Raw genomic sequence first — 25,464 nt, 5'->3', positions numbered from 1 at the left:
CATTGCCTGAACGAACCCATGGCCTTTCCGTTTTCGTCGACTATCGCGGCAAATTTTTCCAGTCGATGTCGGGTTGAAGGTGGGCCGTGGACTGCCGCTGGAACCTTTGATCTAGTTCGACGGCATCCGAAAAGAAGCCACCGTTTTTTAGATAGAAGACTTCGCCGTCACTGCCGCCGGCGAAATCTAATCGGTGTCGTCCACGTGCCGTGTTGTCTCCGGTGAACTTCGCGGCGGTGACTTCGTGCCAGTTGCCTTGGGTATCACAGACCCATTGATTGCCGTATTGGGCTGATCGCTGAACATGGCCGAGCGCCGGCGAGAAGTTTTCTAGGAACGAATGGAATCCCGAAAGGTGCTTGTCGGTCTTCGGCCGTTGGAAACTTGCGATCAGTTTCCATTCCTTCGTGTCCTTGTCGCCGAACCACGACGTGTATCGCGTATTGCCGGAACCGTCGGGCATCACTTCGGTCAAGAATTGATACGTTCGACCGGCTTTCCATTCGTAGCGTAGAAAGCTTTGGCCACCCGATCCTTCGTTCCCGAAGTCCCTCGCAATCACACCGGTTCCCTTGGAAAGCGTCACCACGCGATCTTCCTTCGGGATTTCGCTGGGATCATCGGTACGAAAGGGACTCCAGACCGAAAACAAGACTCGTCGTTCAGATTCGCTGTTCACCTGGATGCCGAAGTAGCCTTCGCCGAATCCATTGGTCATGAAATACGAGCCGATGGGATCTTGGCCAACCGGAACCGTGATTTCGCTGTAGGCGTACTTCAGGTCAACGTTTCGCGGAATCCGATACGCAAGGTGAACCGACGGACCACGGCGTCCCCAGTAAAACATGTTGCCGTCGTTGTTCTTGACAAAGTCCAATTGCAAATCATCGCTGGCGGCTTCGACAATCAATTGCTCGATCTGGGCCGGATCCGAACCATCGGTCAATTGCAAATCGACACGCAGGTAACCCGACGGTGCCCGAACCGTTCCAATGGCCGCCGACGATTTGGGACTTGCCACCAAATCACAGTCCAGCATACGGTCACCGATCGTCACCCCAATCGTGCTGTTGTCGCCAAGCGTACGCCCATCGATCGACAGCTTCAGTTGGACTTCGGAACTGACGTGAAAAAATACCGAATAGGTTTCGCCGGGATCACGCATGATCAAACGCCCATCACGTCGCAATGACCGGTCATGAGTGTTCGGATTGGCGAGAAACGCGTTCCCCGCCACGGGAACCTGCCACTGTTTTGCATGAACGATCGATACTCCGATCGCGTTGGTGGCAATCATCGGCAGAAGCAAGGAAGCGATGAATCGAAAATGCATAGCAGTCTTTTTCGTTTGATCGGAAGGACAGGACAGCCGTTCAAAATCGACGAAAATCCGGCGTTTGAACAGACAACGGGCCGTCGCCCCCCAAGAAAAAGTCGATGGGACACAACCGGCCGCCGCACGTCAGTTCGCTGGCCGCGCCGCCGATGGGGTTTTCTTCGGCCACATATCCGGACACGATGGGCAACCAATTGGACCGACAAAATCATTGTTGTGTTGTCCATTGACGCCCCAAACCCCCATCAAAGCGAGACCACCATGGCAACCGCCAGCGCACGTCACATCCTGGTTGAAACCGAAGACGCATGTCAGGACTTGAAGGAACAGATCGAAGGCGGGAAAGACTTCGGCGCCATCGCCGCAGAATTCTCGGCTTGCCCGTCCGGAAAGTCCGGCGGCGAACTGGGGACCTTCAGCCGCGGTCAAATGGTGAAGGAATTTGACGACGTCGTGTTCACCGGCGAGCTGAACAAGATTCACGGCCCCGTGAAGACACAGTTCGGGTACCACCTGATCGAAATCACCAAGCGAGTCGATTGATTCGACATCGATCAATCGCCCGCGGCGTGCTCTGATCGCCGCCACGTGACGGGGTAGGGCACCGACCGGCAAGCCGATACCGTCAAGTTTAGGTCGATCGGACTTATTTCAAATCGCCCCGCAATTCCGCAGCGACCGTCAGGTAATAATTCCGGGCTGTCGCATTGACCATGTCTTGGGCTAATTGCGTCAACGCTTGGGCTTTGATTTGCTTGGCTTCCCGATCGTTGGGTTCGATCGCTAACAAATGATCGGCCAACTGCGCGGCCCACTGGGCATCGCCTGACGCAACGGCCTCGTGCGCCTTGGCGGTCAATTGGTCCGGTCCGCCGGCCAGATCGGCGACCCGCTGAGCTTCCGACTTCGGTGACAACGGAAACAAATGGGTCGCATTACCGTCAAACCACCCCACATATCCGTTGAACACACTGCGGATTCCCCATTCGGGATGTCCATAAAACGGTTGCAGGTAGTCTTTTCCGGCCAAGTCCTCGGGCAGCTGAACGTATTCGACCAGCTGATCCGGTGTCATTCCCCGGTTCATCCCTTCGACGGTCTTGTCATGAATGAACCGCAACGCGTTGTGATAGTCCGACAGCACCTCTTAAACCTTTTGTGCACCAAGCACCGGGTTGGTATGACCACCGACAAGAGCTTGGGCCTGATGATCCGCCAACTTTTGTAAGCTGTCGGCCCATAGACGCACACTGCGATTGGGAGCCCCACGAATGGCATACAGGTTGGGGAACGAGCGATAGAAATTGTCACCAGCGAACAGTGCTTTTGCGGCCGGATACCAGACGAATAACTGGTCATTCGTTTCACCGGGCGACGAGACCAATTCAAGTTGGATCCCAGCGATGTTCAATGATTGTTGATCCCCTCGCAGAAAATGCGTCGGGCTGGTCTTGTCATCGGACGAGAACACCGCACCGCCACGCTTGGGGTATCGCACCGGTGCCACGCCGTTATTGATTCGTTGATCCGGTGGCAGCCGAAAGCCGGCCTGCCGAGCACCTCGCATCTTTTGCACCGTCAAGTCGCCACTGAGCCAACCGCGTGCCTCACTGCCGAAATTCTCGTGAGCCCAAATCTGAGGTCGCGATTCCCCAAGAAATGCGGCTGCACCGCCGGTATGATCGCCGTGCGCGTAGGTGAAGATGATCGCTTTGACGGGCAGGTCCGTGATCTTTCGGAATTCCTCGGCGATACGACCGGCATCATCCAGAGTCATGCCCGTATCAATGATCACCACCCCGTCGTCACCGACAATCATCGACACGTTCGAAACGCTGTAGCCGACTGCCGTGTAAGCGTTATCGGCGATCTTGAAAATACGCTCTTCGAATTGCTTGCCTTGCGCAGTCAATCGCGCTGCGGCATCACCGGCGCCAAGAACGATGATCGGCTGCAATGCTGCCAGGAAGACGATGGTTGCCAATAACAGAGGTTGTCCTGGTGAGTAATAGGGGAAAGCGAAGGTGAAAGGAGTCGTGCGACGGTCGGTCAAGTACGGCTTTTCTTTGAAACCATCGAACAGCCGGACTTCGTGCAAAGTAGGGGCGGTTGATTTCCCCCATTGATTCGATGCACCTTTCGGTCATCGTCGCTCTCCTGCGCAGCCATCGCGAGATCAAGCTTGGGATACTTTCCCGGATTGTGTTGGCGGGATCAGGTGACCGCGTGGGTTTTCAGTTGGTCAAAGTAGGTCTGCCAAGTCTGGTGTTCGCGACCGGCAGCCGCCAGGAAATCGCTGGGATTGTCGACCGCTCCATTGCGGATGCCTTCATAGATCCCCGCGATGATGTTCCCTAAGAATTCCCCCAGTTCGTCGACACGGTCCTTGCGATACTCATCCACGGACATCGCTCGGTAGCTCAGGTTCGTTCCAAAGGCAGCGTTCAGATAGTCGGCCAACTGTTGCTGGGTGATCGCTTGGCCGTGCAGGTTATAAGTTTGGCCGTCGTGTTTGGATTCCGTAAGCATCCGAGCATCGATTTAGAACGACACGACCATGTGCCACAGGAAGGCGTAAGCCCAAGCGTCGATCCCTTGCCAAGACGACCGGACAACGGATTCGTCACCGGTCATTTCCGGCCAATCTTGTCGAACGGCTGCCCATGGTTGGACAACGCCGGCGGGACGATCGGACTCGTCACCCACGTATCGCCCGTTGGCAGGCTTTGCGATGCTCGATTCGACCGGCATGCTGCCCGAGGACTGTGAATAGGTCCCGAAATCACGGAAGGTCTCGGTCATGACCCTCAGATTCTCGATACTCGTGTCGTTCTGCATGATCGCACCCGCGTCGGCAATGTAGCCACCATCGACGGCGACCTCGGCGATCACTTTTTTACAAAACCGGCGGACGTCGTCGGCGTCCGCAAAGCTGAGCAACCGATTGGGGATCCCGCCGCTAATGGCGAACTTATGTCCCAGTTTTTTCTTGGCTTCAAACACATCGTCTTGATCACAGTGGACGATGATGCTGCCGGCGGGCAATTCTAAAAACGCATCCCAATGGTGATGCCATTTGCCTTCGGCATAGAACAGGGTTTGATGCCCATCGGCCCACAGTTCTTCAATGATCGGCTTCAGTGTCGGCCAATAGAATCGATCAAACTGGTCTTGGTTGATCAGTGGCACGCAACCGCGGTGCATCCAGATCGTGACGGGCAACACACGATCGGGGTCCGCCGACGCCTTCGCCACTTCCAGCATATGCGGCATCAACGCTTCAACAGCCGCCATGACTTCGGCCGGGCGTTCGAACAAATCGTATGTCATCCCCAGATAACCACGAAACTTGTCGGCAATGATGTCAAAGGGACTCTTCAAGATCCCGCAAATCGCAGCAGGTGTTTGACACTCGACGCGCAGTTGCTGAACCGCTTGTCCCAGCGCGTTGAAGTATTGCATGACCGCCATTCCGCCCTTCAACCAAGCCAGATTATTCTCCGTGGTATTGGACTGACCCGGCCCGCAGACGCGAGACTGTGTCCGAGGCATCCACGTTTCCAGCAGAAAGCCGGTCGGGTCGGCAGCTAATGCCTGGTATTCGTCGCTCCGCATCCACGCCTGATCTTCCGGCGGTTCTTTGTACTGAAAACAGTTGTTCGCATCCAAACCGACACCCGGAATGGCCAAGTATCGTGTTCCCATCAACTGGGGAATCAGCCCCCAGACGTAGACCATGTTTGGAACGACCGCGTCCCACCCAAATTTCTTTGCCGCGACACGAACCGCTTCGAAAGCCTTTTCATAATCTTGCGTCACGTCTTGGCACGTCATGCCGGCAATCGTTGCCGTCGCCTCGGCGACGAACGGCCGGATCGGGATGCGGTCCGGCGTGCCGTTGGCCATCGCGACGCGATAACGCTGCAGTCTTTCTGCATAAGTGTCATCGTTCATGGTGCTACCAGTGCGCCCCCATGCGAATCTCGGTCCCCGTCTCCCAACGATCAGCGATCAAGCCCCCGACGATCAGCGATCGAGTGGGTAGGTCAACCAACCGTTGCGTCTATTGTCGCGGCGCATGATTGCTTCGGTGGCCGCCCAAGACAGATTCGCGAGAGTTTTGACCGGATCAGGACGACATGTCGCACCAAGCCATCCACCGATGAATCGCCCCGGCCAAATTCCTCTTTCGGCAACGCCCCCCAAGTCTTTGTCCAGTGTATTGAACACCAGATGGTTTGCCGGTCGCCTTGTGGATCGTGAAGTTGGCTCGATGGTGAAGCGAGACCGAGCCTCGGCGGTTCTCGGTCGCATTCTTGTGAATAGGATTCGGCGACAGCGACGTATGGATATTGTGTTGCTGGACTCTGCAATCCGATTTCCTGCCCGCCGAAGCTTTCGACCGACGAATTTTCAATGAACCCCGCAAAGCTGTTGTTGCCAGTTTTGGCCACCGCACTGTTGTTGCATCCCGTTTGCGTTGCACAGCAGGGAAATACCAAACCCGACAATTCAATCCGCAAGAGATCAGCGAACAAGAAACGGCAGCGGCCAACAGAAGAAATCCTGAAAGAATTTCCGCCGGTCGATGGTCGCTGGACCGTCGGGCGGGCCAACGCATGGTATGCGAAACAACCTTGGTTGGTCGGATGCAACTATTATCCCGCGACGGCGATCAATCAAATCGACATGTGGCAGTCGTCGACGTTTGATCCGGAACAGATCGACAAAGAACTCGGTTGGGCCGAAGACATCGGCATGAATACCCTGCGGGTCTACCTACATGACTTGGTCTGGGCCGATGACGAAGATGGCTTCTACGGACGCATGGACCAGTTCTTGGACATCTGCGCAAAGCACCAAATTCGGCCATTCTTCGTCTTCTTTGACGACTGTCACTTTCCGAATCCCGAACTGGGACCGCAGCCGTTGCCAGTTAGGCGTTACCACAATTCGGGTTGGCGAAACTGTCCGGCGCGTGATCTGGCGGTCAGGTTTGCTGAGGGCAATGCAACCGTCGATGAAGACGCACGTCTGCGTGGTTACGTCCAAGGCACAATGCGACGCTTTGCCAATGACGACCGCGTGTTGTTCTGGGAACTGTACAACGAACCGGGTCGCGGCAAAGGCGAATCGGGAGACATGGCCAAACAAAAGGGCTCGAAAACCAGCATGGGAGATCGATCCAAACGCTTGGTCCACCAGTCTTGGGTGTGGGCACGCGAAGTCAATCCATCGCAACCGATCACCAGCAATTCGGCCGGCAGCGTCGGAGCGGGGAATATCGCAATCAATCGTGCCAATGCTGACATCCATTCCATCCACAGTTACAGCCCTCCGGTGGAACTGGAGGAATTGATTCTGGACTACAAGCAAGACGGGCGTCCTGTGATCATCACCGAGTGGCTAGCACGGACTCGTGGAAGCACGGTCCAAGACTGCTTGCCGGTTCTGAAGAAGCACCATGTCGGCGCGGTCAATTGGGGATTCGTCTCCGGCAAATCAGGAACGATTTGGCCTTGGGAAAGCCGCAAAGGCAAAGACTTGGTTGCCGAACGACGCAGCGGCAACGTGGTGGCCCCCGGCGAAGCCTTTCCGGAACCGGAGTTGTGGTTCCACGATTTGTTGCGTGCTGATGGAACGCCGTTTGACGCCCAAGAGATTCAGATTTTCAAGAAACTGACCGGCCCGAGATTGCAAACCGATTGATCGGCGTGCGTTTGCCCCATTGTATCAACGAAAACGCCAAATCCTTATTGCGTCGGCGGGTCATTCATTCCCGATCAAAACCGTCGCCCGAATTGTATGGCCCGTGGGTGCCGGTTTTCGGCGACACGCATCACAAGGATTGGGACAAGTATCGTTTGCCCGAAGGATCACGACACGGATGCATGTTGCCGATTTCCATGTCGCAGCATCGGGCACTTCGCCAGGTCTTTCCCGTCGACCGGGACGAACCGAATTGATGCGGTTCGCCGGATCGATCTTGGTCAACCGATTTCGGGCAATTCCCAACCGTTTCGACGAGGACGATCCAGCAACGCGTTGGCTTCGTCATCGTTGGGAAATGTTTCCGTTTCGGGGTCCCATTGCAAACGCCGTCCCAGCATGCGAGTGATGACGATCAGGTGGCTGATCGAGGCCGTGCGGTGTCCGATTTCCACATCCGCATTGGGCTTTTCACGTGAACGGATACAATCAAACCAGTTGTCGACATGGCCGCGTGCGATCAAGTCGTCGCCTTCCCATTTCGCCGCTAGTTCCGGATCCGGCGGATCGGACACGAAATCTGGTGGGTTGGTGGTGTACTTGTTGCGATTGATTTCCATCTTGCATTTCGAACCGGTGAACACGGCACCCAACTGAGGCCCACGTCGTGGTTCTTTGTCTGGAAAGCTCAGTCGCACATGAACTCCGTTGGCATAACGAAAATCCACGCGTGCTTGCGGGCCTTCATCCACCGGCCAGAATTCGACAGGACCGGTTTGATCGGTTCCCAAAGCGTACTGCACCATGTCATAGGCATGGGCGCCCATGCCGGTGACCTGCGAATTGGCATAGTCACGCCAGTTGCCCCACCAGCGTCCATTCTTGACGGTCCAGTGCTGAAACAATTCGTGATGAAATGGATGCACCGGAGCTTGTCCCTGCCATAGATCCCAGTTGACGCCTTGGGGAATCGGTTCGGCGGGCAACCCTTTGGCGGGATAAGGATTGGGGCCTCGAAAGTTGACGCATTCAACGGCTCGGATGTCACCGATCCCACCGTCACGGACAAACTCGCACGCGAACTGGTTCATTTCCATCGTTCGCTGTTGGGTACCCGTCTGAACAACTCGATCGTATTGACGTGCCGCATCAACCAAGGCACGGCCTTCGCGCAGATACAACGACAGGGGCTTTTCGCAATAGACGTCTTTTCCGGCTTGGCATGCAAGGATGCTGGCCAACACGTGATGGTGATCGACGGTCGCCACCATCACCGCGTCGATGTCTTTCTGGTCAATCAGTTTGCGATAGTCTTGATAGACCCGCCAATCGGCTTGATTCCTCTTTGTCACTTCCTCGGTTTTGCGAAGATCCGCGTCACAAATCGCCACGACACGTCCGGAATTCGGAATGTTGCGGGTCAATTGATCGCCCCGCATGCCCATGCCAATGATGCCCACATTGATTCGATCATTGGCACCGGGTGATGAATCCGATGCCAACACGTGCCGCGGAATGATGGTGGGAACGGCGAAAGCCGCTGATGCCGTCGTGGCCGCCCGCTTGATGAAACTTCGTCGGCTACGACCGTGGTTGCATTTGGCGGTCATCCGAAAACCTTTTCTTAAATGCGGATGGGCCAAAACTTGCGGGCGGCACGACCGGCAGGCAAGAGTCAGCCCCAGTGTTGTTGGGTCGTCAGGCCACCTGTACCGCCGCGGCGCGCCGGTCAGCTTTCGTCACCTGACAATAGGTAGGCGATCAAATCACGGATCTCGTGGGCGGTCATTGTGTCCAAAAGGCCGCTGGGCATGATGGACGACATCAATTCACGACGTTCTTCAATGTCATTTTTGTCGACGTAGAAGATGACGCCATCGTTTCCAACATAGGCTTGTTTCTGGCCTTCGCGGCCGACGACCAACCCGGTCAATATTTCACCGTCCAGCGTCAACAATTGTTGCGGGCGATAATACGGTGCCATTTCCGCGTTGGGATTGACGATGTGTTTCAACAGCCAATCCCGATCAATATCGCTTTGACGATGAATGGTTGAAAGGTCCGGACCGATTTGATTGCCGCGGCCATTCATCGCATGGCACTTGTAGCACCCGCCCAAAGACGGGTGGAAAAACAAACGGCGTCCTACGGCGATGTTCCCTTGACCAGCAGCGGTATCGACCAAGGCTTGCCACCCGGACAAGTCGTCAACGCTCGGCTTGGGATCAAGTTTGCGCTCTGCCAGACCTTTGGCGACCAATGTCCGTTTCGCTTCGGCCGATACCGCGGCATCCGCATCCTTGGTCAATCGTTGCAACAGTTTGTCGAAGCCCGCCGCATCCACCAGCCCGGCAATCGCATCAGCTCGGGTGACCGAATCGATGGAATCGTCTGCGGCAACGTCCGCAAGCACTTTCGCGCGATCCGGTTTCGGATGCAGTGCCAGCGAACGAACTGCTTCACGTTGGACTGCGGTCACATCCGATTGAACAAGCGTTGCCAAGACCTTCACAGTCATCCCGGGATGATCCGCGCGGATGTTTCGCAGGGCTAGGGATCGTAGCGAAGCTGGCTTTTGCGGATCGACGGCTAAATCCAACAACGTTTGATCCGGTGAAAACTCTTTCCCGTCGCCTTCGCTAATCGCGGCCAACGCCGCCACGATCGATCGCAGATCACGAGGCCGCAGATCGCCGCGTTGAAGCGTGCGTTGCAAATCCGACCGGTACTGGTCCAGGCCTTCGTCGGCGATCCATTTGATGCCGATAAATCGGACCTCCGAATCCGGGTCGTTCAAAAGTGATGGTATCGCTTCGATGAAGCGTCCCTGACGTCCCCGGCCGTTGTCGATCCGCTTCAGGGCCACCGCATAGTTCGCCTTGGCGGTTGCACTTTCGAAATGCTGCCACCCCATCGGATCAAGCAAATCGGGCGTCGACACCAACGATGCAATCGCTCGGGTTTGAGCATACGGATCGTCGCTGCCCAGCCGTCCCATCGCTTCATCGAACGAAAGTCTGGAACCGTCGTCGCGTGGGCGTGCATCCAAATCCACGGGTTGCTTCAACTTCACACGCCAAATTCGACCATGTCCGTGAACGGGATACGAGATCTTGACCCAGTCGGTGAAATACAACTCCGTCCGGTCCGGCGAATAGGCAAAATGCACCGGCCGAAAATCATCTGGACCGCTTAGAAATGGTTCGCGTGAGGCGACGAAAGATTCCCCCTTGGTCGTCAAACCATGCAGATCGACGCGATTATCGGTCCACGAGGCACTGAGCAATTGTCCCGGACCAAAAGAAATCAGTCCACAAGCAGCTTCCCCCAATGCCCCGATCATGCCCAGCGTTCCGGGGTTCTCGCCGTACCAACAAACCAGTGGATGTCGCCCGGAACGACCATACCGGTATTCGTAACCAAAGTCGGCACCGGGAATGACATGCAACAAGCGATTGGGCGGAGTCGCATTGGGATCGTTGTCGGTTGAAAACAGATTGCCTTTCAAGTCGTACGCCATGCCAAAGGCGTTCCAATGCCCGGTCGACAAGCGTGTCAGTTGGCTGCCATCGGTCCGACATCGGTAAGTCGATCCGCCCTCGGCACCCCCGGAAAGCTCCGTCCCATCCGAACCGACGAATCGGTAATCGGCGCCCAAGTTTTCGCCGAATCCGAACGCCAACCAATCGGGCTTGGCCGGATCGATCGCCAGCCCGCCGACGCCGTTGTGCGGGTAATTGCCATCAGTTTCGCAGACGACCAACTTCTCCGGTTCCCCGTCGGCTGTTGCTTTGCTGGCTGCGTTGGGGAAGCGGCCGATGAACCATCGCGTGCTGACATACAAGTGGCCGTCGGGACCGAACAGCAAATCGGTGCTGAAAGTGTGGCCTTCATAGAAAACCGAACGCTTATCGGCGATACCGTCCGAATCGGTGTCTTCGAACACCAAAATCCGATCCTTGTCGGGCCCCTTGTACTTTGTTTCGCGTTTGTGCGTATGGTTCTCTTGAACAAAAACACGACCGTCGGGCGCAACAGCGATTCCCACCGGTGTGACAATCTGTGGATGCGAAGCGAACAGAGTCACTTCATCAATGCTGGGGTGATGAATCTTCAGATCAAAACGGGTCGGTTCGTCCGAACCCCAGATCGCGTTTTCTTCCGCCGCCAGGTCGCTGACCAGAAACGTGACCGTCAATACGACGACGCTGCCACGCACGGCGGCACCAAAGAATCGGTTCCAATTCATCAAGCAAACCGTGGGGTGAAAGGATGAAAAGCGGATCGGTGGCCACGGACGAAGGAGGGTCACACAGCGATACGTGGATGCCTTGGGCAACGGCGATGGACCGCTATTTCAATTCTTTGCGAAGCGGTTCGTCGACAATCATCGCTTCGGGAAAATCAGCTGACTTGACGCCACCGCGTTTACGAAGCCGCTTGTTTTGCTGGCGACCACGCGGCGGGTTCAGCGGAATTTCCATGCCACCCAGATCGTCCATCATGTCGTACAAGCGTGTTTGCATCTGCTGCTTGACGTCCGCGTACTGGGGATCATAGATCAAGTTGTTTTGCTCCATCGGATCCGCTTGGATGTCAAACAATTCATCGGTGTCCCAAAGACCGTAGTAGGTCGTGTACTTGTATTGGTCGCCGCGCAACGAAAAGTGGGTCGGCGTTTGCGGATAGTTTTGTTCCCAGTAGTAGACGTACAGAAAGTAGTCTCGCCAGGGAACGTCCTGGCCCAACGCCAAAGGCAGAAAGCTCTGGCCGTCCATGTAGGAAGGTTTCTCCAGGCCCATCGCCTGCATCACCGTCGGCGCGATGTCGATGTTGGCGACCACTTCGTCGACCACCGTGCCGGCGGGCAGAATTTCCGGACACTGCATCAGCATGGGAACGCGGCTGGACGTTTCATAGGCGACGCGTTTGTCGATCAACCCGTGTTCGCCAAACATGTAACCGTTGTCGCCCATGTAAATGACCAGGGTTTCGTCATGGATGCCCAGGTCTTTCAGCTGCTGCATCACCGCACCGATGCTGTCGTCGACCGACCGCAGTGCTTCACAATAACTTTTGTAAAACGCCTCCACCGGACTGCCGGTGTGCAGTGGAAAATCCATCCCGTGCCAGCTGTTGCGTTGGTCCAATAACCAACGTGGGCGGTTTCGCAAGTTGTCCGACAGCAACGCGGACGACGATGGCAAAGTGAACGGCAATTCCGCCAAGCTGCTCTTGTATTTCGGTTCGGGCGTGAATGGACCGTGCACCGCCTTATGCGACAAGTACAGAAAGAACGGCTGATCTGCGTCGGCGTTGTCTTTAATAAAGTTCACCGCCTTGTCGGTCAGAACGGTGGTGATGTAACCGTCCTGGGGAACACGTTTGCCGTTTTCGTTGATCGTATAGTTCGGTCCTGGTGGATAGTACTGACCCTGTCCTTTGAAGCTGAACCAATAATCGAAACCGGGGCGTGGGTCATCGTTGGCACTTCCCATGTGCCACTTGCCGATGAAACCGGTTTGATATCCGGCTTTCTGTAGATACTGCGGAAAGAACACGGTGCCATCGGGAACGGCACGCTGGTTGTCGATCACGCGGTGCCGAAACGTGTACAACCCGGTCAGAATCGACGCACGGCTTGGCGAACACAGCGAAGTGGTCACGAACGCGTTCTTCAGATGCACGCCGTTCTTTGCCATCGCATCCATGTGTGGGGTTTTCGCCAACGGATGCCCCATAAAGCTCATCGCATCGTATCGATGATCATCGGAAAGGATGAACACGACGTTACGCGGCGTTACGTCTTCCATCCGCTTGGGAACGATCGTCTTGGGAACCGGCGCCACGTCGGCAGCCACCCGATTCGGTGCCACGGAAGACGACGCAACGGCAACACCGATGAAAAGCAACGAAAAACAAAGTCGGTTCATATCGTTTCCGAAGGGGTCCGGAATGAGGGATCGCGGGAAAGAAGGGATGCAGCACCCAGAATGTTAATCGCTGCATTGGACGTCGTGTTCGCGGAGGCACGACGCGACGAGGCATGTCGGATCGCAGAAATCCGGTCGGGAATGAACGATAAAGCCACGAGTCCTTCGAATTCGCATGCCAACGGGCGAATGAACCCAACCTTTGGACATTCCATGAACTTGAGAACGTCCGGAATGCCATCCGGTCCGGCTCGCGACGGTGGGCACCCTTGCTTGAAAAATCTTCAATCCGGTTTGAGCTGCGATATGAAAACGAATTTGACTCGGTGGAGGTCTTTGATCGCCGCGGTCGCTTTGATTCCCTGCCTGTACGCTTGGTCCACCTGGGCTGAATCGCCAAAGCAGACGGAAATTCCGGAGCATTCCATGCCGCAGGGTCCGTTGGGCGACGTCATCCGGTTGGGGCAAAAAATCGTCAACGAAACAGACACGCACCCGTTGTCCAAACCTTTCGTCGGAAACGCTTTGGCGTGCCGATCGTGTCACTTGGACGGCGGAACACATCCCAAGGCGGCCTCATTTTTGAACGTCGCGACGGCCTATCCGGCGTGGTCTCCGCGAGAACAGCGTGTGATCACTTTGGAAGATCGTGCATTGAACTGCTTCATGCGCAGCATGAATGGGACTCGGCCGCCCAACGGCAGCGAGGTGTCGGTCGCCATCACGACCTACATCACTTGGCTGTCAAAAGGTGAAACGATGGCGATGAATCCATCGCGACCGCTGGGGCCGAATCATGTCCAGCCACTAACGATTGATCCGTCGGCCGCGGATCGGGAACGTGGTGAAACACTGTACGCCGATCATTGCGCGTACTGTCACGGCGAGGCGGGCGAAGGCGGCGACGACGGTCCGCCGGTTTGGGGCGACGAATCGTACAACGACGGCGCGGGTCTGGCACGGAACGCGAAACTGGCATCGTGGTTGAAGGTGGCGATGCCTTTGGATGATCCCTATTTAACCGAACAGCAATCGCTGGACGTCGCGGCGTATATCAATTCGCATTCGCGACCGAAGTTCATCTTAGAAGAACACTTGCCCAGCCCCGATCGCATGGGCGAATACAACGGGCAAGAACCGCCGAAATGACCCAAACTGTTTCGGCGCTGTGATTCGCTAGCCAAGTGCCTTCTTGGAAACCGCGATGCGTTTGCGATCCAAATCCACCTCCAACACTTTGACTCTGACAACATCGCCGACCGAAACCACGTCGGATGGATCATCGACGAACTGATTGGCCAATTGAGAAATGTGAATCAAGCCGTCCTGATGCACACCAAGATCGATGAAAGCGCCGAAGTGGGTGACATTCGTGATGACGCCTTCCAGCACCATGCCTTCGCGCAGGTCATCCATCGATTGCACCGCATCATCGAATCGTGCAACCTTGAACTCACTACGCGGATCGCGTCCGGGTTTGCCCAACTCCGCGATGATGTCACGAATGGTGGGAATACCAAAGCGATCATCGACAAATGACTCGGGTTGCAATTTTTGGCTCAGCGTCGCGTTGCCGACCAGACTGTTCAGATCAGCCTTCAACTCACGCGCCATACGTCCGACGACCGGATAGCTTTCCGGGTGCACGGCAGAATTATCCAGCGGTTCATCGCCACCACGGATGCGCAGGAACCCGGCGGCTTGCTGGAACGCCTTTTTGCCCAACTTCGGGACCTGAACCAGTTCTTTGCGGTTAGAAAATCGCCCGTTGTCGTTTCGATACTGAACGATGTTCTCGGCCAACTTGGGACCGATGCCCGCGACACGTGACAACAACGGAACACTGGCCATGTTCAAGTCCACGCCGACGCGATTCACACAGCTTTCGACCGTACGGTCCAAACACTTTCGCAATTGCGTTTGGTTGACATCGTGTTGGTACTGGCCGACCCCGATCGATTTGGGATCCGTCTTGACCAGTTCAGCCAGCGGGTCTTGCAGACGTCGGGCAATGCTGATCGCACCGCGGACGGTGACATCCAAATCGGGAAACTCTTTGCCCGCCAATTCGCTGGCCGAATAGATCGACGCGCCCGATTCACTGACCATGACTTTGGTCACCGACAGTTTGTGATCGCGAATCAGTTGTCCGACGAACGCATCGGTTTCGCGTGAGGCGGTGCCGTTGCCGATCGCGATCAGTTCGACACTGTGTTTCCGGATCAATCCCAGAAGTTTCGCTTCCGCGCCCGCGGTGTCCGACTTCGGCGGTGTCGGATAGATCGTCGTGTTTTCCAGGAACTTTCCGGTCCCATCGACCACCGCAACTTTACAACCGGTGCGGAACCCCGGATCGATACCGATGGTCACACGCGGGCCGGCGGGTGGCGCCATCAGCAGTTCGTTCAGGTTTTTGCCGAAGACTTCGATCGCTTCCTGGTCGGCTTTTTCCTTCAGCATTTGCAAGACAGTGGACTGAGTCGCAGGCTGCAACAACCGCACAAAACAATCTTCGGCGGCATCGGCCAACTCGGCCGCAAACTCGAACGAACGGTTCCGCAGGAATGTCGACCGGAGGTGCGCAATCGCACGATCGTCCTCCATCTGCAAACCGATCCGCAGCACGCCTTCGGCTTCGCCACGCAACATCGCCAGCAATCGGTGCCCCGGGATTCGGGCAGCTGATTCCGATCGATCCAAATACGCTTCGTACTTTTCGGCCTCGTCCTTCTTGCCGCGTTTCACTGCCGAAGTGATCTGTCCGTACTTGGTCCCCTTTTCCACCATCCATTGGCGGACCGACGCATCTTCGCTCCACTGTTCGGCGACGATGTCCAGCGCGCCTGCCAACGCTGCATCGGCATCGGGCACATCGCGTTGGGCGTCAACGAAGTCTTGCAGGACTTGCGATTTCGACTTGGGCAACCGCGTTTGCTTCAACAGCAAATCGGCCAGCGGTTGCAGACCTTTTTCCCGAGCAATCGTCGCGCGTGTACGCCGTTTGGGTTTGTAAGGCAGATACAACGCTTCGAGCGCACGCATGTCGGTGCACTGTTCGATTTGTTTTCTGAGTTCAGCGGTCAGTGCGCCCTGTTCATCGATCGTCTTCAGCACCGTCGCCTTGCGAGCCTGCAGGGCGTTGTGTCGTTCCAAGGCGTCTTCGATCGCACGCAAAGCGATTTCGTCCAGACCGCCGGTGGCTTCTTTGCGATACCTGGCGATAAAAGGAATCGTGTTGCCTTCTTCCAACAACTCGATCACCGCAACGACCTGGTGTTCGGGAAGATTCAATTCACGGGCAATCGATTGCATGGGGCGACCGGTGATACAAGTGGACGACGAACATCACAGTGAAATCCAGCCAATGGGATAGCGACCGAACCGATGCGGTGCCAATCGCAAATTCCGGTTTCAAAGCAGCGGGCTGGCCAGGCGAAGCGAATTTTCCAAGAAACGTTCTTTGAAACTACGTTGTGCAAATTGTTCCGGATCCAAACGATCGGAATCATCCAGATAGGTTTGCTGTAGCTGACGGATTTCCGCCGCGAAATTCGAATCGTAAATGTACAACGCGACTTCGTAATTCAACCAGAAACTGCGCATGTCCAGATTCACCGTTCCGAACATCGCGTGTTGGCCATCCACGGTGATCGCTTTGGTGTGCAGCAAGCCATCACGATACAGATAGACTTCGATGTCGTGGTCCAACAAGTCTTGGAAATAAGACCGGCTGGCGTAACGCGTCAAAAACGAGTCGACTTTTTCCGGCACGATCAATCGCACCGTCACACCGCGGGCCGAAGCCCCGTTCATCGCCCGCAACAGCGATTCGTCGGGAACCAAGTACGGCGTCGTCAGCACGATTTCTTCTCGTGCGGTATTCAACAGCGTCAAGATCATTTGCAACTGGGCATCGCCCGATTGGCCGGGCCCCGACGGGATCACTTGCAGATCCGAAGGCCCGTCCGGTTCGATCAATCGCAATTTGGCACGTTCGACAAGTTCGGCCAATGGCGTCCCGGATTCCAAATTCCAATCGCCGATGAACACCGCGGCCAACAGGGCGACGGCGGAACCTTCCAAGCGGGCCATCGAATCCACCCACTGACCGACGCCGGCGTCTTGCTTGAAGAAACGCGGGTCGACAAGGTTCATGCTGCCGGTCCAGGCGATATGACCGTCAACCACCACAATTTTGCGATGCAGTCGCAAATCGGTACGGCCGACGAAGGTTCGAAACAGTCCGACGGGCAGGGCGGCATGCAACTGAACGCCGGCGTCACGCAAACGCTGGGGCTGGTCCGTTTTCCACCAAGGCCGAGCCCCCAAGGCGTCGATCAACACGCAACAGTGGACGCCACGACCGGCCGCGCGGATCAGAGCTTCCAGGACTTCGTCGGCCAAACCGCCAGGATGCCAGATGTAGAACTCCATCAGCACGCTGAATTCCGCTTGATCGACATCGCGAGCGATCGCTAGCAGGATTTCATCCGTCTTGCTGAACAGGCGATGACGGCTGCCCCGCACGGTCGGGAATCCGACCAGCCGACGACCGATCTGGTCCATCCCACGCAGCCCCGGCGTGTGATCGTCCCAACGGATGTTCGTCAGGCCTTCCACGGCAGCGGTTTCCGCGACGCGACGATAGTTTTCCCGCAAGCCTTGAAATCCGGCACGACGCCGACGTCCGATGCGTCGTTCACCGACCATGAGGTACAACGCCGAACCGAACACGGGCGTGGCCAAGATCAACAGAATCCAAGACAACGCCACGCCGGTCGCGGGCCGATTCATGATCACGCGAACCGACAAAGCGGCCACCACGGTCACGTGTGTGACGACGGCCCACGTCGAAGCATGCAAAAGAAAGTCGCTCAACCGAGTGTTCCTTTACCGAGATCGGCATCAATGGTGAACGAAGATCGCCAGATCGATGGAAGCGAACCGTGTCAGCGCGGCGCGAAACGAATGGCGGCGACCACCGGCAAGTGGTCCGATGGGAAACGGCCACCGACTTGGTCGCCAAACGTGACGTGACGACGGACTTGAACATCGGACGTGACGAAAACGAAATCGATTCGTCGTCCATCTTCCACCTTACGAAAACCCGACCATGTCGAATCGGGCCCTTGGTGCGGCGTTTGAGTGATGGTCCGTGCATCGGCCAATCGTGTTGCGTCATCTTCATCGGTGATGATCTTGTACGGCTGACTGTCGGGCTGACAGTTGAAATCGCCGGTGACGACGACCGGGTAATCTGCGGCGAACTGCTGTGCGGTCGTGCGAATGATTTTCGCGCTTTGGATACGCGACTGCGGTCCACGATGATCAAAGTGGGTGTTGATCATCCAAAACACGCCGCCCGATTTTTGATCGCGAAACTTGACCATGGTCATCAGTCGCGTGATCGCCGCATCCCAACTTTTGCTGCCGGGGACATCCGGGGTATCCGACAACCAAGCGACTTTCGTTTCCAACAATTTCAACCGATCGGCACGATAAAAGATCGGACAAAACTCGCCACCCTGCTTACCGTCGTCGCGGCCGACACCGAACCATTGGTATTCGTCCAGACGCCCGGCAAGGTCTTGAATCTGTTCCTGGCGAGCTTCCTGCAGACCGACCACATCGGAGGACTGGCGAATTCGATCGGCCACCATGTCGATACGCTTGGGCCACGCATCGGCGCCGTCTTTGGGGTTGTTGTAGCGAATGTTGAACGTCATCACCCGCAGATCGCTCGGGTCGTCGCCGGTGGCGGACTGCCGGGTTTCTTCGGCGATGGCGGCACAGGAAAATAGTGCAAGCGCCAACGAGAAAAAGACCAAACACAACGCGGGGAATCGAAGAGATTTCGTCATGGGATCAATCGGTAAGGTGGGGCTGTATCGGGGAATCCTTCGACGGACCCACCAATCATAAGTGATCCGTTCCCGTCGACACGACCAGGACAGATGAACACGCGGACACGCAGCGCCGCCTGATCCGCATACATATTCTTGCACCGGAGATCCAGCGACTGACACCTAAGGTTTGCGGAAACCTAGGCGTAGACGACTTTGCCGGTACCGTCTTGGATACGGCCGATCGTGTGGGTTTCGAATCCCGTTTCGTTCAAGCGGTTGGCGATGCTGGACGCATAGAAATCGCTGACCACCAATGCCATTCCGATGCCCATGTTAAAGACGCGACGCATTTCGGACGTGTCCACTTTGCCGGTTTGCTGCAGCCATTGGAACACCGGTGGTACCGGCCAGGCTTTGGCATCGATCACGGCGTCGACGTTGGACGGCAAGACGCGGTCCAAGTTTTCTTCGATCCCGCCGCCGGTGATGTGGGCGATCGCATGCAGAACTTGCTTGACCCGATACTGGGACTGGATCGCACGAATGGCGGGCGTATAGATACGTGTCGGCGTCAAACAGGCATCGGCCAGCGTCTGGCCATCCAAGCCGCCGGGGCTGGCGTCCCAATCCAGGCCCGCGTCTTTGATGACTTTGCGGACCAGCGAAAAACCGTTGCTGTGCAGCCCGGACGATGCGACCCCCAAGACCACGTCGCCCGCAGTGACGGTGTGGCCATCGATCAATCGTTTCCGTTCGACCACGCCAACCGCAAAACCGGCCAAGTCGTAGTCGTCGTCGCCGTACATGTCGGGCATGATCGCGGTTTCACCGCCCAGCAGTGCCATGTCGCCGGCGACACATCCGTCGCTGATGCCTTGGACGATCTGTTCCAGCCGTGCGGGGTCGTCGCGTCCCATCGCGACGTAGTCCAGAAAGAACAGAGGTTCCGCACCAGTGCACAACAGATCATTGACGCACATGCCGACCAGATCGATGCCGACGGTATCGTGGCGGCCGGTCGTTTGAGCGATTTTCAGCTTGGTGCCCACGCCATCGGTGCCGCTGACCAAAACGGGATCCGAATAATTGCGTGCGAACAATCGTCCGGCAAAGTCCAGACGGAACAGACCGGCGAATCCGCCGTCGCTGGGGATGACTCGGGGCGAAAACGTGCGGTGCATCAGCCGCGGTAATCGGCTCATCGATTCGGCGTAGACATCCAGGTCGACGCCGGCGTCTTTATAGGTGGCGGCCATGGGACGGATTCGGATTCTTTGACGTGACTGACACAAAGGGGGCCCTGACGGCGGCCACAAAACTGGGGCAACAGCGATCGGGTGGATTGGGCGGCGGCCGCAGCAATCATGACGGAACGCGGCATCGCGCCGGAGCGACATCGGTTTGGACCGGAAAAATTCGGCCGGAGGACCGAAAATTTGGTGGATCCAAAATTTCTGATTGCGCCGCATCTTTCCGCTGGCGGCCGCATACTTTGCACCGAAGGCCTGGCCGCTGGCAACAGCATGGCGTGTGCAGGGCGGCAATAACAGGTGGTGCACGTCAGTTGGGGCGGATCCAGCGACCTTGCCCCTGGATCGGGCAGTACCGCTGGCGTGGGCCGGGGACTTTTGACGATTCTGACCATGGTGAGGGACCCGTGACGGAGCGGAACGGCCGGGTCTTCGGGGGTGAATCCACGGTTGCTATGCTGCGATGCAGGGCATCGACCTGTCACCGCGTGCCATCCAGGCGTGCAGTATCCAATGTTCCGCTTTGCGTCAGCCGCTGATGGCTCTGTCGCCGGTGGGCTTGGAATGGTCTGTGCTTCCCGGGCCGGCGCCTGGCGACACCGCAATGCCCGACCGCTTTGTCTTTCCGTCCAATCTCGAGGGAGGTTTCTTCGCTCACCCGCACCAACCATCGATTGACCGAAACCACCGTTGACCACTGAAGTTCATGATGCGAAAGCGACACCGTCGCATCGATCGGCAAAGTCGACCTGTTCGAAGATCTTTTGCCGACCGACGACGTTTTCGCATTCGATTTGCGCTTCATGGGCCACCGACAAAAAGCCTGCGGCCGGCCGCCCATTTTCGCCCGGTCCATTAGGCAGTGGTAGGTTTCGATTGACCACTGAAACAGCACGTCGCCGTCGGCCCGGGGAATGATTCCCGATGCGTCGGGGCGTGCGGATTGCGATATGTATCGGAGAAACCGCAACATGCTCATGCGACAGCCTTGTCCCGACCTGCAGTTCACCTACCAAGCACCTTATGGGGCTCACCTGACGGAAAAGGGAGTCAAGTTTTCGGTGTTCAGCCGATCGGCGACCGAGATGCGGTTGCTGCTGTACAACAAGGTCAACGACCGCGAACCGGCTGAAATCATCGACTTCGACCGCGATACCGATCGTTGGGGTGACATTTGGAGTCTGAACGTTCCGGGTCTGGAAGCTGGACAGCTTTACCACCTTCAAGCCAGCGGCCCGTTTGATCCGGCCAACGGTCAACGATTCGACGCTTCGGCACGTTTGATCGACCCGTTTGCCGGTGCGTTGGCGGGGACCTTTCAAAAGTCCAAGGACGGCGTGATCCGTCCGCCCAAGTGTGTCGTCGTCGACGAACGCTTTGACTGGGAAGGCGACCGGCACTTGCGTCACGAGATGTCCGAAACGGTCATCTATGAAATGCACGTCCGCGGATTCACCCGCAGCCGCACCGCCAAGGTCAAATGCCCCGGCACTTACTTGGGCGTGATTGAAAAGATCCCGTACCTGAAATCACTGGGCATCACGGCCGTCGAACTGATGCCGGTCCATGAGTTCCCGATTCGTGACATTTGGGGCAACAAGCTGAAGCGGCCCAACTACTGGGGCTATGACCCGATGGCCTTCTTCGCACCGCACCGTGGTTACGCCCACGATGGAACCCCGGGTGCCCAAGTCAATGAATTCAAGCAGATGGTCAAAGCCCTGCACGAAGCCGGGATCGAAGTCATCTTGGACGTGGTGTTCAACCACACCTGCGAAGGCAACGAAAACGGCCCCGTGTTGTCGTTCAAGGGCTTGGAAAACCAAGTCTATTACATCCTGAGCGAAGGCCAGCATTACTGTAACTACAGCGGATGCGGCAACACGGTCAACGGAAACCACCCGGTCGTTCGCGAGATGATCTTTCACTGCTTGCGTCACTGGGTGCACAACTACCACGTCGACGGATTCCGTTTCGACTTGGCCAGCATCTTGTCGCGTGACCGGCACGGCAACTTGATCCCCAATCCGCCGATGGTCGAACTGATCGCCGAAGATCCGATGCTGGCGGACACGAAGATCATTGCCGAAGCTTGGGATGCCGCCGGGGCTTATCAGGTCGGCAGTTTCGGCAACCACCGCTGGGCCGAATGGAATGGTCGTTTCCGTGACGACGTTCGTGGTTTCTGGCGTGGCGATGGTGGTACGCTGGGCGCCTTGGCGACGCGATTGGCCGGCAGCAGCGACTTGTACCAACATGCCGGTCGGCCGCCGTTCTGCAGCATCAACTTGGTGACCAGTCACGACGGGTTCACCATGAATGACTTGGTGACCTACAAGGACAAGCACAACGACGCCAACGGCGAAGACAACCGGGACGGTGACAACCACAACATCAGCGACAACTATGGCATCGAAGGCCCGACGCGTCGCAAAGGTGTCGTGACGATTCGTGCACGCCAGATTCGCAACATGCTGACCACGCTGTTGTTAAGCCAGGGCGTGCCGATGTTGGTCAGCGGCGACGAAATCCGACGGACTCAAAAGGGCAACAACAATGCGTATTGCCAAGACAATGATGTCAGTTGGTTCGATTGGCGGTTGGTCGAACGAAATGACGACTTGTTGCGTTTCGTCAGCGGTCTGATTCAGTTCCGCCGCGAACAACCGACCGTGCGTCGTCGCGATTTCTTGACCGGACATCCGGTCGACGGCCGCAGCATCCCGGACGTGTCTTGGTACAACGGCAAGGGCAACCCGTTGGATTGGGGGCAACATGAACTAGCGATGATGGCGTACGTCAGTGCTCCGTCTCGAATCGCGGACCCCGAGGGGATCGGTCGCGACCTGATCATGATGTTCAACAGCACCGGTGACGATCGCGAATTCCACTTGCCGGAGATCAGCCGCGGCGTGCAGTGGAACCTGTTCGTCGACACCGCAGCGGATTCGCCTGGCGATATCTTCCCGAACGTTGACGGACCGATCGCGCCGACCAATCGCATGATCCCGATGCCCTGTCACTCGCTGAAGGTCTACGTCAGCCATACGGCACAGCTGTCATAAAGGCGGACGCGGCCGGACGGGCCGGCTTCTTTTCACCCTCCCTCCGGGAGGGTCGAGCCCAAGTGTGGGGAGAACCCAACGCTACTCTCGCAGAGCGAAAGGCGACGTTTTGCGACTCGCAGCCCGCAAGTCCGGCACCGGCTGCAAACGCCGGCAACTCTTCACCCTCCCTCCGGGAGGGTCGAGCCTAGGCGAGGGGAGGGCGCGGCAACACATTGGTGTCTGCCGCTGACGCCTGCGGCTATCGCTCTTGCCCAGGTTTTTGACCGGTCGCTGCCCAACGATGGCCCACCGCCGGCCACCTCGTCGCCGTTGTCTCGGCCGCTGCCATGCTGACATGGCAGAAAGGCCGCCGCTTCGCCGCCGGCCGAACCATTTTTTTTAAGATGTTTCTCGGCAACGACTTACGGCCACAAAAAAGTTCTCGGCACGGGGTTTGCTTTCCGGGAAGCGAAACTGTGTACGCTGCCACCGGCGGCGTGACCGGTCCGATCGAACCATCCTTTCACACGTCGGCCCACCACATTCCGGGTCGGGCGTGTCCCATCACAGACGATACTTCGACAGGAGAAACACGTCGTGGCAAAGCAAATCGTTTTCGACGACGACGCACGCGGGCCGTTGCTGGCCGGCGTCAGTAAATTGGCACGAGCCGTCCGCAGCACCCTCGGCCCGCGGGGACGCAACGCGGTGTTGGACAAAGGTTGGGGATCGCCCAAGGTCACCAAAGACGGTGTGACCGTAGCGGAGGACATCGAACTGGATGACCCCTACGAAAACCTGGGCGCGCAACTGGTCAAAGAGGCTGCCAGCAAGACCAACGATGTTGCCGGCGACGGCACCACCACGGCGACCGTGCTGAGCGAAGAGATCTTTCGCGAAGGCCTGAAAATGGTCGCCACCGGCGCCGACCCCATGGCGCTGACTCGCGGCATCAACCAAGCCGTCGCCACGGTCGCCGACGCGATCAAGGACTTGGCCAAGCCGATCAAGGAAGACAGCAAGAGCGACATCAAACAAGTCGCCACCATTGCCGGCAACAACGATCCGGAAATCGGTGCCGTCTTGGCCGACGCCTTCACCAAGGTCGGCAAGAACGGTGTGATCACCGTGGAAGAAGGCCGCAGCAACGAGACCTACGTCGACGTTGTCGAAGGCATGCAATTCGACCGCGGATTCTTGTCGCCCCACTTCGTGACCAATCAAGACGACGTCGCCGTTGAATTGGACGACTGTCACATCTTGCTGTTCGAAGAAAAGATCAGCAACAACAAGAAGATGATTCCGTTGTTGGAAGCGATCAGCAAGGCGAAGAAGCCGCTGTTGATCATCGCCGAAGACGTCGAAGGCGAAGCCTTGGCCACGCTGGTCGTCAACAAGATGCGTGGCATTCTGTCGGCTTGTGCCGTCAAAGCCCCGGGCTACGGCGATCGCCGCAAAGCCATCTTGGGTGACATCGCCGTGCTGACCGGCGGCAAGGCCGTCTTCAAAGATCTGGGCATCGACCTGGAAAGCGTGAAGATGTCTGACCTGGGTCGTGCCAAGAAGGTTCGCATCACCAGCGACGCGACGACGATCGTCGGCGGTGCCGGAACCAAGGCCGACATCGAAGGCCGTGTCGCTCAAATTCGTCGTGAAATGGAAGCGACCGACAGCGATTACGATCGCGAAAAGCTGCAAGAACGCTTGGCCAAACTGGCCGGTGGCGTCGCCCAAATCAACGTCGGTGCGGCGACCGAAACGGAAATGAAGGAACGCAAAGCGTTGATCGATGACGCACGTGCGGCCACCCAAGCGGCTTTGGAAGAAGGCATCGTTCCCGGCGGCGGTGTCGCGCTGCTTCGTTGCCGACCGGCCGTCGAAAAGCTTGAAAAGTCCAGCGAAGGCGACATCCAGTTGGGCGTCCGCATCATCCGCAACATCTTGGACATCCCGTTGCGTTCGATCGCCAACAACGCCGGCGTCCGCGGTGCCGTCGTCGTTAACCGCGTGTCGCAAATGAGCGGTAACGAAGGCTACGACGCCAATAGCGACAGTTACACCGACTTGGTCAAAGCCGGCATTGTTGATCCGGCCAAGGTCGTTCGTACTTCGCTGACCAACGCCGCCAGCGTCGCGGCTTTGCTGCTGACCACCGAATCGCTGGTTTGTGACATCCCGGAAGAAGAACCCGAGGGTGCCGGCGATCACCATGACCACGGCATGGGCGGCATGGACCCGATGGGTGGCATGGGCGGAATGGGAGGCATGGGCGGAATGGGTGGCATGGGCGGCATGATGTAAGCCGTCGGTGATCACTTCGGTGATCCGCCCTGAACCCACCTT

Annotated in this window: 16 protein-coding genes and 1 pseudogene; 5 read left to right on the top strand and 12 right to left on the bottom strand. The window is 57.2% G+C overall.

The window, feature by feature from the left end:
* Positions 1-40: 40 nt before the first annotated feature.
* Positions 41-1,333, bottom strand: a complete 1,293-nt coding sequence (locus HFP54_RS15415) for a DUF3472 domain-containing protein (protein WP_206036238.1) — start codon at positions 1,331-1,333, stop codon at positions 41-43.
* A gap of 264 nt (positions 1,334-1,597) precedes the next feature.
* On the opposite strand from HFP54_RS15415, the gene HFP54_RS15410 reads away from it, so the two are divergent.
* Entirely contained in the window at positions 1,598-1,879 is a 282-nt protein-coding gene (locus tag HFP54_RS15410) for a peptidylprolyl isomerase (RefSeq protein WP_146413250.1), read from the top strand.
* A 103-nt stretch (positions 1,880-1,982) separates the two neighbouring features.
* Here the strand turns inward: HFP54_RS15410 and HFP54_RS25670 are convergent, their stop codons facing one another.
* The 4 genes and pseudogenes from HFP54_RS25670 to HFP54_RS15395 all read right to left on the bottom strand — a co-directional run bounded on the left by HFP54_RS25670 (position 1,983) and on the right by HFP54_RS15395 (position 5,290).
* Positions 1,983-2,480: an alkyl sulfatase dimerization domain-containing protein gene (locus HFP54_RS25670; RefSeq protein WP_315853907.1), complete on the bottom strand. Its 498-nt coding sequence runs from the start codon at positions 2,478-2,480 to the stop codon at positions 1,983-1,985.
* Positions 2,481-2,483: 3 nt separating this feature from the next.
* A complete protein-coding gene (locus HFP54_RS25665; RefSeq protein WP_235951856.1) occupies positions 2,484-3,434 on the bottom strand; it encodes an alkyl/aryl-sulfatase in 951 nt (316 codons plus the stop codon).
* A 116-nt stretch (positions 3,435-3,550) separates the two neighbouring features.
* Positions 3,551-3,871, bottom strand: a pseudogene (locus tag HFP54_RS15400) (SDR family NAD(P)-dependent oxidoreductase); the annotation flags it as partial.
* Positions 3,872-3,877: 6 nt separating this feature from the next.
* A complete protein-coding gene (locus HFP54_RS15395; protein WP_168565803.1) occupies positions 3,878-5,290 on the bottom strand; it encodes a uroporphyrinogen decarboxylase family protein in 1,413 nt (470 codons plus the stop codon).
* Positions 5,291-5,752: 462 nt separating this feature from the next.
* On the opposite strand from HFP54_RS15395, the gene HFP54_RS15390 reads away from it, so the two are divergent.
* Entirely contained in the window at positions 5,753-7,045 is a 1,293-nt protein-coding gene (locus tag HFP54_RS15390) for a glycoside hydrolase 5 family protein (protein ID WP_168565802.1), read from the top strand.
* Between the two features lie 281 nt (positions 7,046-7,326).
* Here the strand turns inward: HFP54_RS15390 and HFP54_RS15385 are convergent, their stop codons facing one another.
* The 3 genes from HFP54_RS15385 to HFP54_RS15375 all read right to left on the bottom strand — a co-directional run bounded on the left by HFP54_RS15385 (position 7,327) and on the right by HFP54_RS15375 (position 12,978).
* The gene (locus tag HFP54_RS15385; RefSeq protein ID WP_168565801.1) at positions 7,327-8,655 is read right to left on the bottom strand and encodes a Gfo/Idh/MocA family protein; all 1,329 of its coding nucleotides are present in this window, start codon (positions 8,653-8,655) and stop codon (positions 7,327-7,329) included.
* A 119-nt stretch (positions 8,656-8,774) separates the two neighbouring features.
* On the bottom strand, positions 8,775-11,294 hold the full coding sequence (locus tag HFP54_RS15380) for a PVC-type heme-binding CxxCH protein (protein ID WP_168565800.1): 2,520 nt from the start codon (positions 11,292-11,294) through the stop codon (positions 8,775-8,777).
* A 103-nt stretch (positions 11,295-11,397) separates the two neighbouring features.
* The gene (locus HFP54_RS15375) at positions 11,398-12,978 is read right to left on the bottom strand and encodes a sulfatase family protein (RefSeq protein ID WP_168565799.1); all 1,581 of its coding nucleotides are present in this window, start codon (positions 12,976-12,978) and stop codon (positions 11,398-11,400) included.
* A 306-nt stretch (positions 12,979-13,284) separates the two neighbouring features.
* Between HFP54_RS15375 and HFP54_RS15370 the strand changes: the two genes are divergently transcribed.
* On the top strand, positions 13,285-14,127 hold the full coding sequence (locus HFP54_RS15370) for a c-type cytochrome (protein WP_168565798.1): 843 nt from the start codon (positions 13,285-13,287) through the stop codon (positions 14,125-14,127).
* 27 nt (positions 14,128-14,154) lie between these two features.
* Here HFP54_RS15370 and HFP54_RS15365 read toward each other — a convergent pair whose 3' ends face one another.
* From HFP54_RS15365 to purM, 4 genes are all read right to left on the bottom strand, one after another.
* Positions 14,155-16,290, bottom strand: coding sequence for a Tex family protein (locus HFP54_RS15365; protein WP_168565797.1), 2,136 nt, complete (start codon positions 16,288-16,290; stop codon positions 14,155-14,157).
* Between the two features lie 99 nt (positions 16,291-16,389).
* Positions 16,390-17,856 carry a cardiolipin synthase gene (cls, locus tag HFP54_RS15360; RefSeq protein WP_168565796.1) on the bottom strand — a complete coding sequence of 489 codons (1,467 nt, stop codon included), beginning with the start codon at positions 17,854-17,856 and terminating at the stop codon, positions 16,390-16,392.
* Positions 17,857-17,927: 71 nt separating this feature from the next.
* A complete protein-coding gene (locus HFP54_RS15355) occupies positions 17,928-18,839 on the bottom strand; it encodes an endonuclease/exonuclease/phosphatase family protein (protein ID WP_168565795.1) in 912 nt (303 codons plus the stop codon).
* Positions 18,840-19,021: 182 nt separating this feature from the next.
* Positions 19,022-20,080 carry a phosphoribosylformylglycinamidine cyclo-ligase gene (purM, locus tag HFP54_RS15350; RefSeq protein WP_168565794.1) on the bottom strand — a complete coding sequence of 353 codons (1,059 nt, stop codon included), beginning with the start codon at positions 20,078-20,080 and terminating at the stop codon, positions 19,022-19,024.
* Positions 20,081-21,045: 965 nt separating this feature from the next.
* Here purM and glgX point away from each other — a divergent pair.
* Both glgX and groL read left to right on the top strand, forming a co-directional pair.
* Positions 21,046-23,139: a glycogen debranching protein GlgX gene (glgX, locus tag HFP54_RS15345; protein WP_168565793.1), complete on the top strand. Its 2,094-nt coding sequence runs from the start codon at positions 21,046-21,048 to the stop codon at positions 23,137-23,139.
* Between the two features lie 579 nt (positions 23,140-23,718).
* On the top strand, positions 23,719-25,422 hold the full coding sequence (gene groL / locus HFP54_RS15340) for a chaperonin GroEL (RefSeq protein WP_168565792.1): 1,704 nt from the start codon (positions 23,719-23,721) through the stop codon (positions 25,420-25,422).
* Positions 25,423-25,464 lie beyond the last annotated feature (42 nt).

The sequence above is a fragment of the Crateriforma spongiae genome (genome assembly GCF_012290005.1).
In the GTDB taxonomy this organism is placed as follows: Bacteria; Planctomycetota; Planctomycetia; order Pirellulales; family Pirellulaceae; genus Crateriforma; species Crateriforma spongiae.
This window is presented reverse-complemented; position numbering and strand designations above follow the sequence as displayed.

Excerpts from the sequence above, each read along its gene's own strand:
- HFP54_RS15415 (WP_206036238.1), bottom strand. The coding sequence starts at position 1,333 with ATGCATTTTCGATTCATCGCTTCCTTGCTTCTGCCGATGATTGCCACC.
- HFP54_RS15410 (WP_146413250.1), top strand. The coding sequence starts at position 1,598 with ATGGCAACCGCCAGCGCACGTCACATCCTGGTTGAAACCGAAGACGCA.
- HFP54_RS15395 (WP_168565803.1), bottom strand. The coding sequence starts at position 5,290 with ATGAACGATGACACTTATGCAGAAAGACTGCAGCGTTATCGCGTCGCG.
- HFP54_RS15390 (WP_168565802.1), top strand. The coding sequence starts at position 5,753 with ATGAACCCCGCAAAGCTGTTGTTGCCAGTTTTGGCCACCGCACTGTTG.
- HFP54_RS15385 (WP_168565801.1), bottom strand. The coding sequence starts at position 8,655 with ATGACCGCCAAATGCAACCACGGTCGTAGCCGACGAAGTTTCATCAAG.
- HFP54_RS15380 (WP_168565800.1), bottom strand. The coding sequence starts at position 11,294 with ATGAATTGGAACCGATTCTTTGGTGCCGCCGTGCGTGGCAGCGTCGTC.
- HFP54_RS15375 (WP_168565799.1), bottom strand. The coding sequence starts at position 12,978 with ATGAACCGACTTTGTTTTTCGTTGCTTTTCATCGGTGTTGCCGTTGCG.
- HFP54_RS15370 (WP_168565798.1), top strand. The coding sequence starts at position 13,285 with ATGAAAACGAATTTGACTCGGTGGAGGTCTTTGATCGCCGCGGTCGCT.
- HFP54_RS15365 (WP_168565797.1), bottom strand. The coding sequence starts at position 16,290 with ATGCAATCGATTGCCCGTGAATTGAATCTTCCCGAACACCAGGTCGTT.
- HFP54_RS15355 (WP_168565795.1), bottom strand. The coding sequence starts at position 18,839 with ATGACGAAATCTCTTCGATTCCCCGCGTTGTGTTTGGTCTTTTTCTCG.
- purM (WP_168565794.1), bottom strand. The coding sequence starts at position 20,080 with ATGGCCGCCACCTATAAAGACGCCGGCGTCGACCTGGATGTCTACGCC.
- glgX (WP_168565793.1), top strand. The coding sequence starts at position 21,046 with ATGCTCATGCGACAGCCTTGTCCCGACCTGCAGTTCACCTACCAAGCA.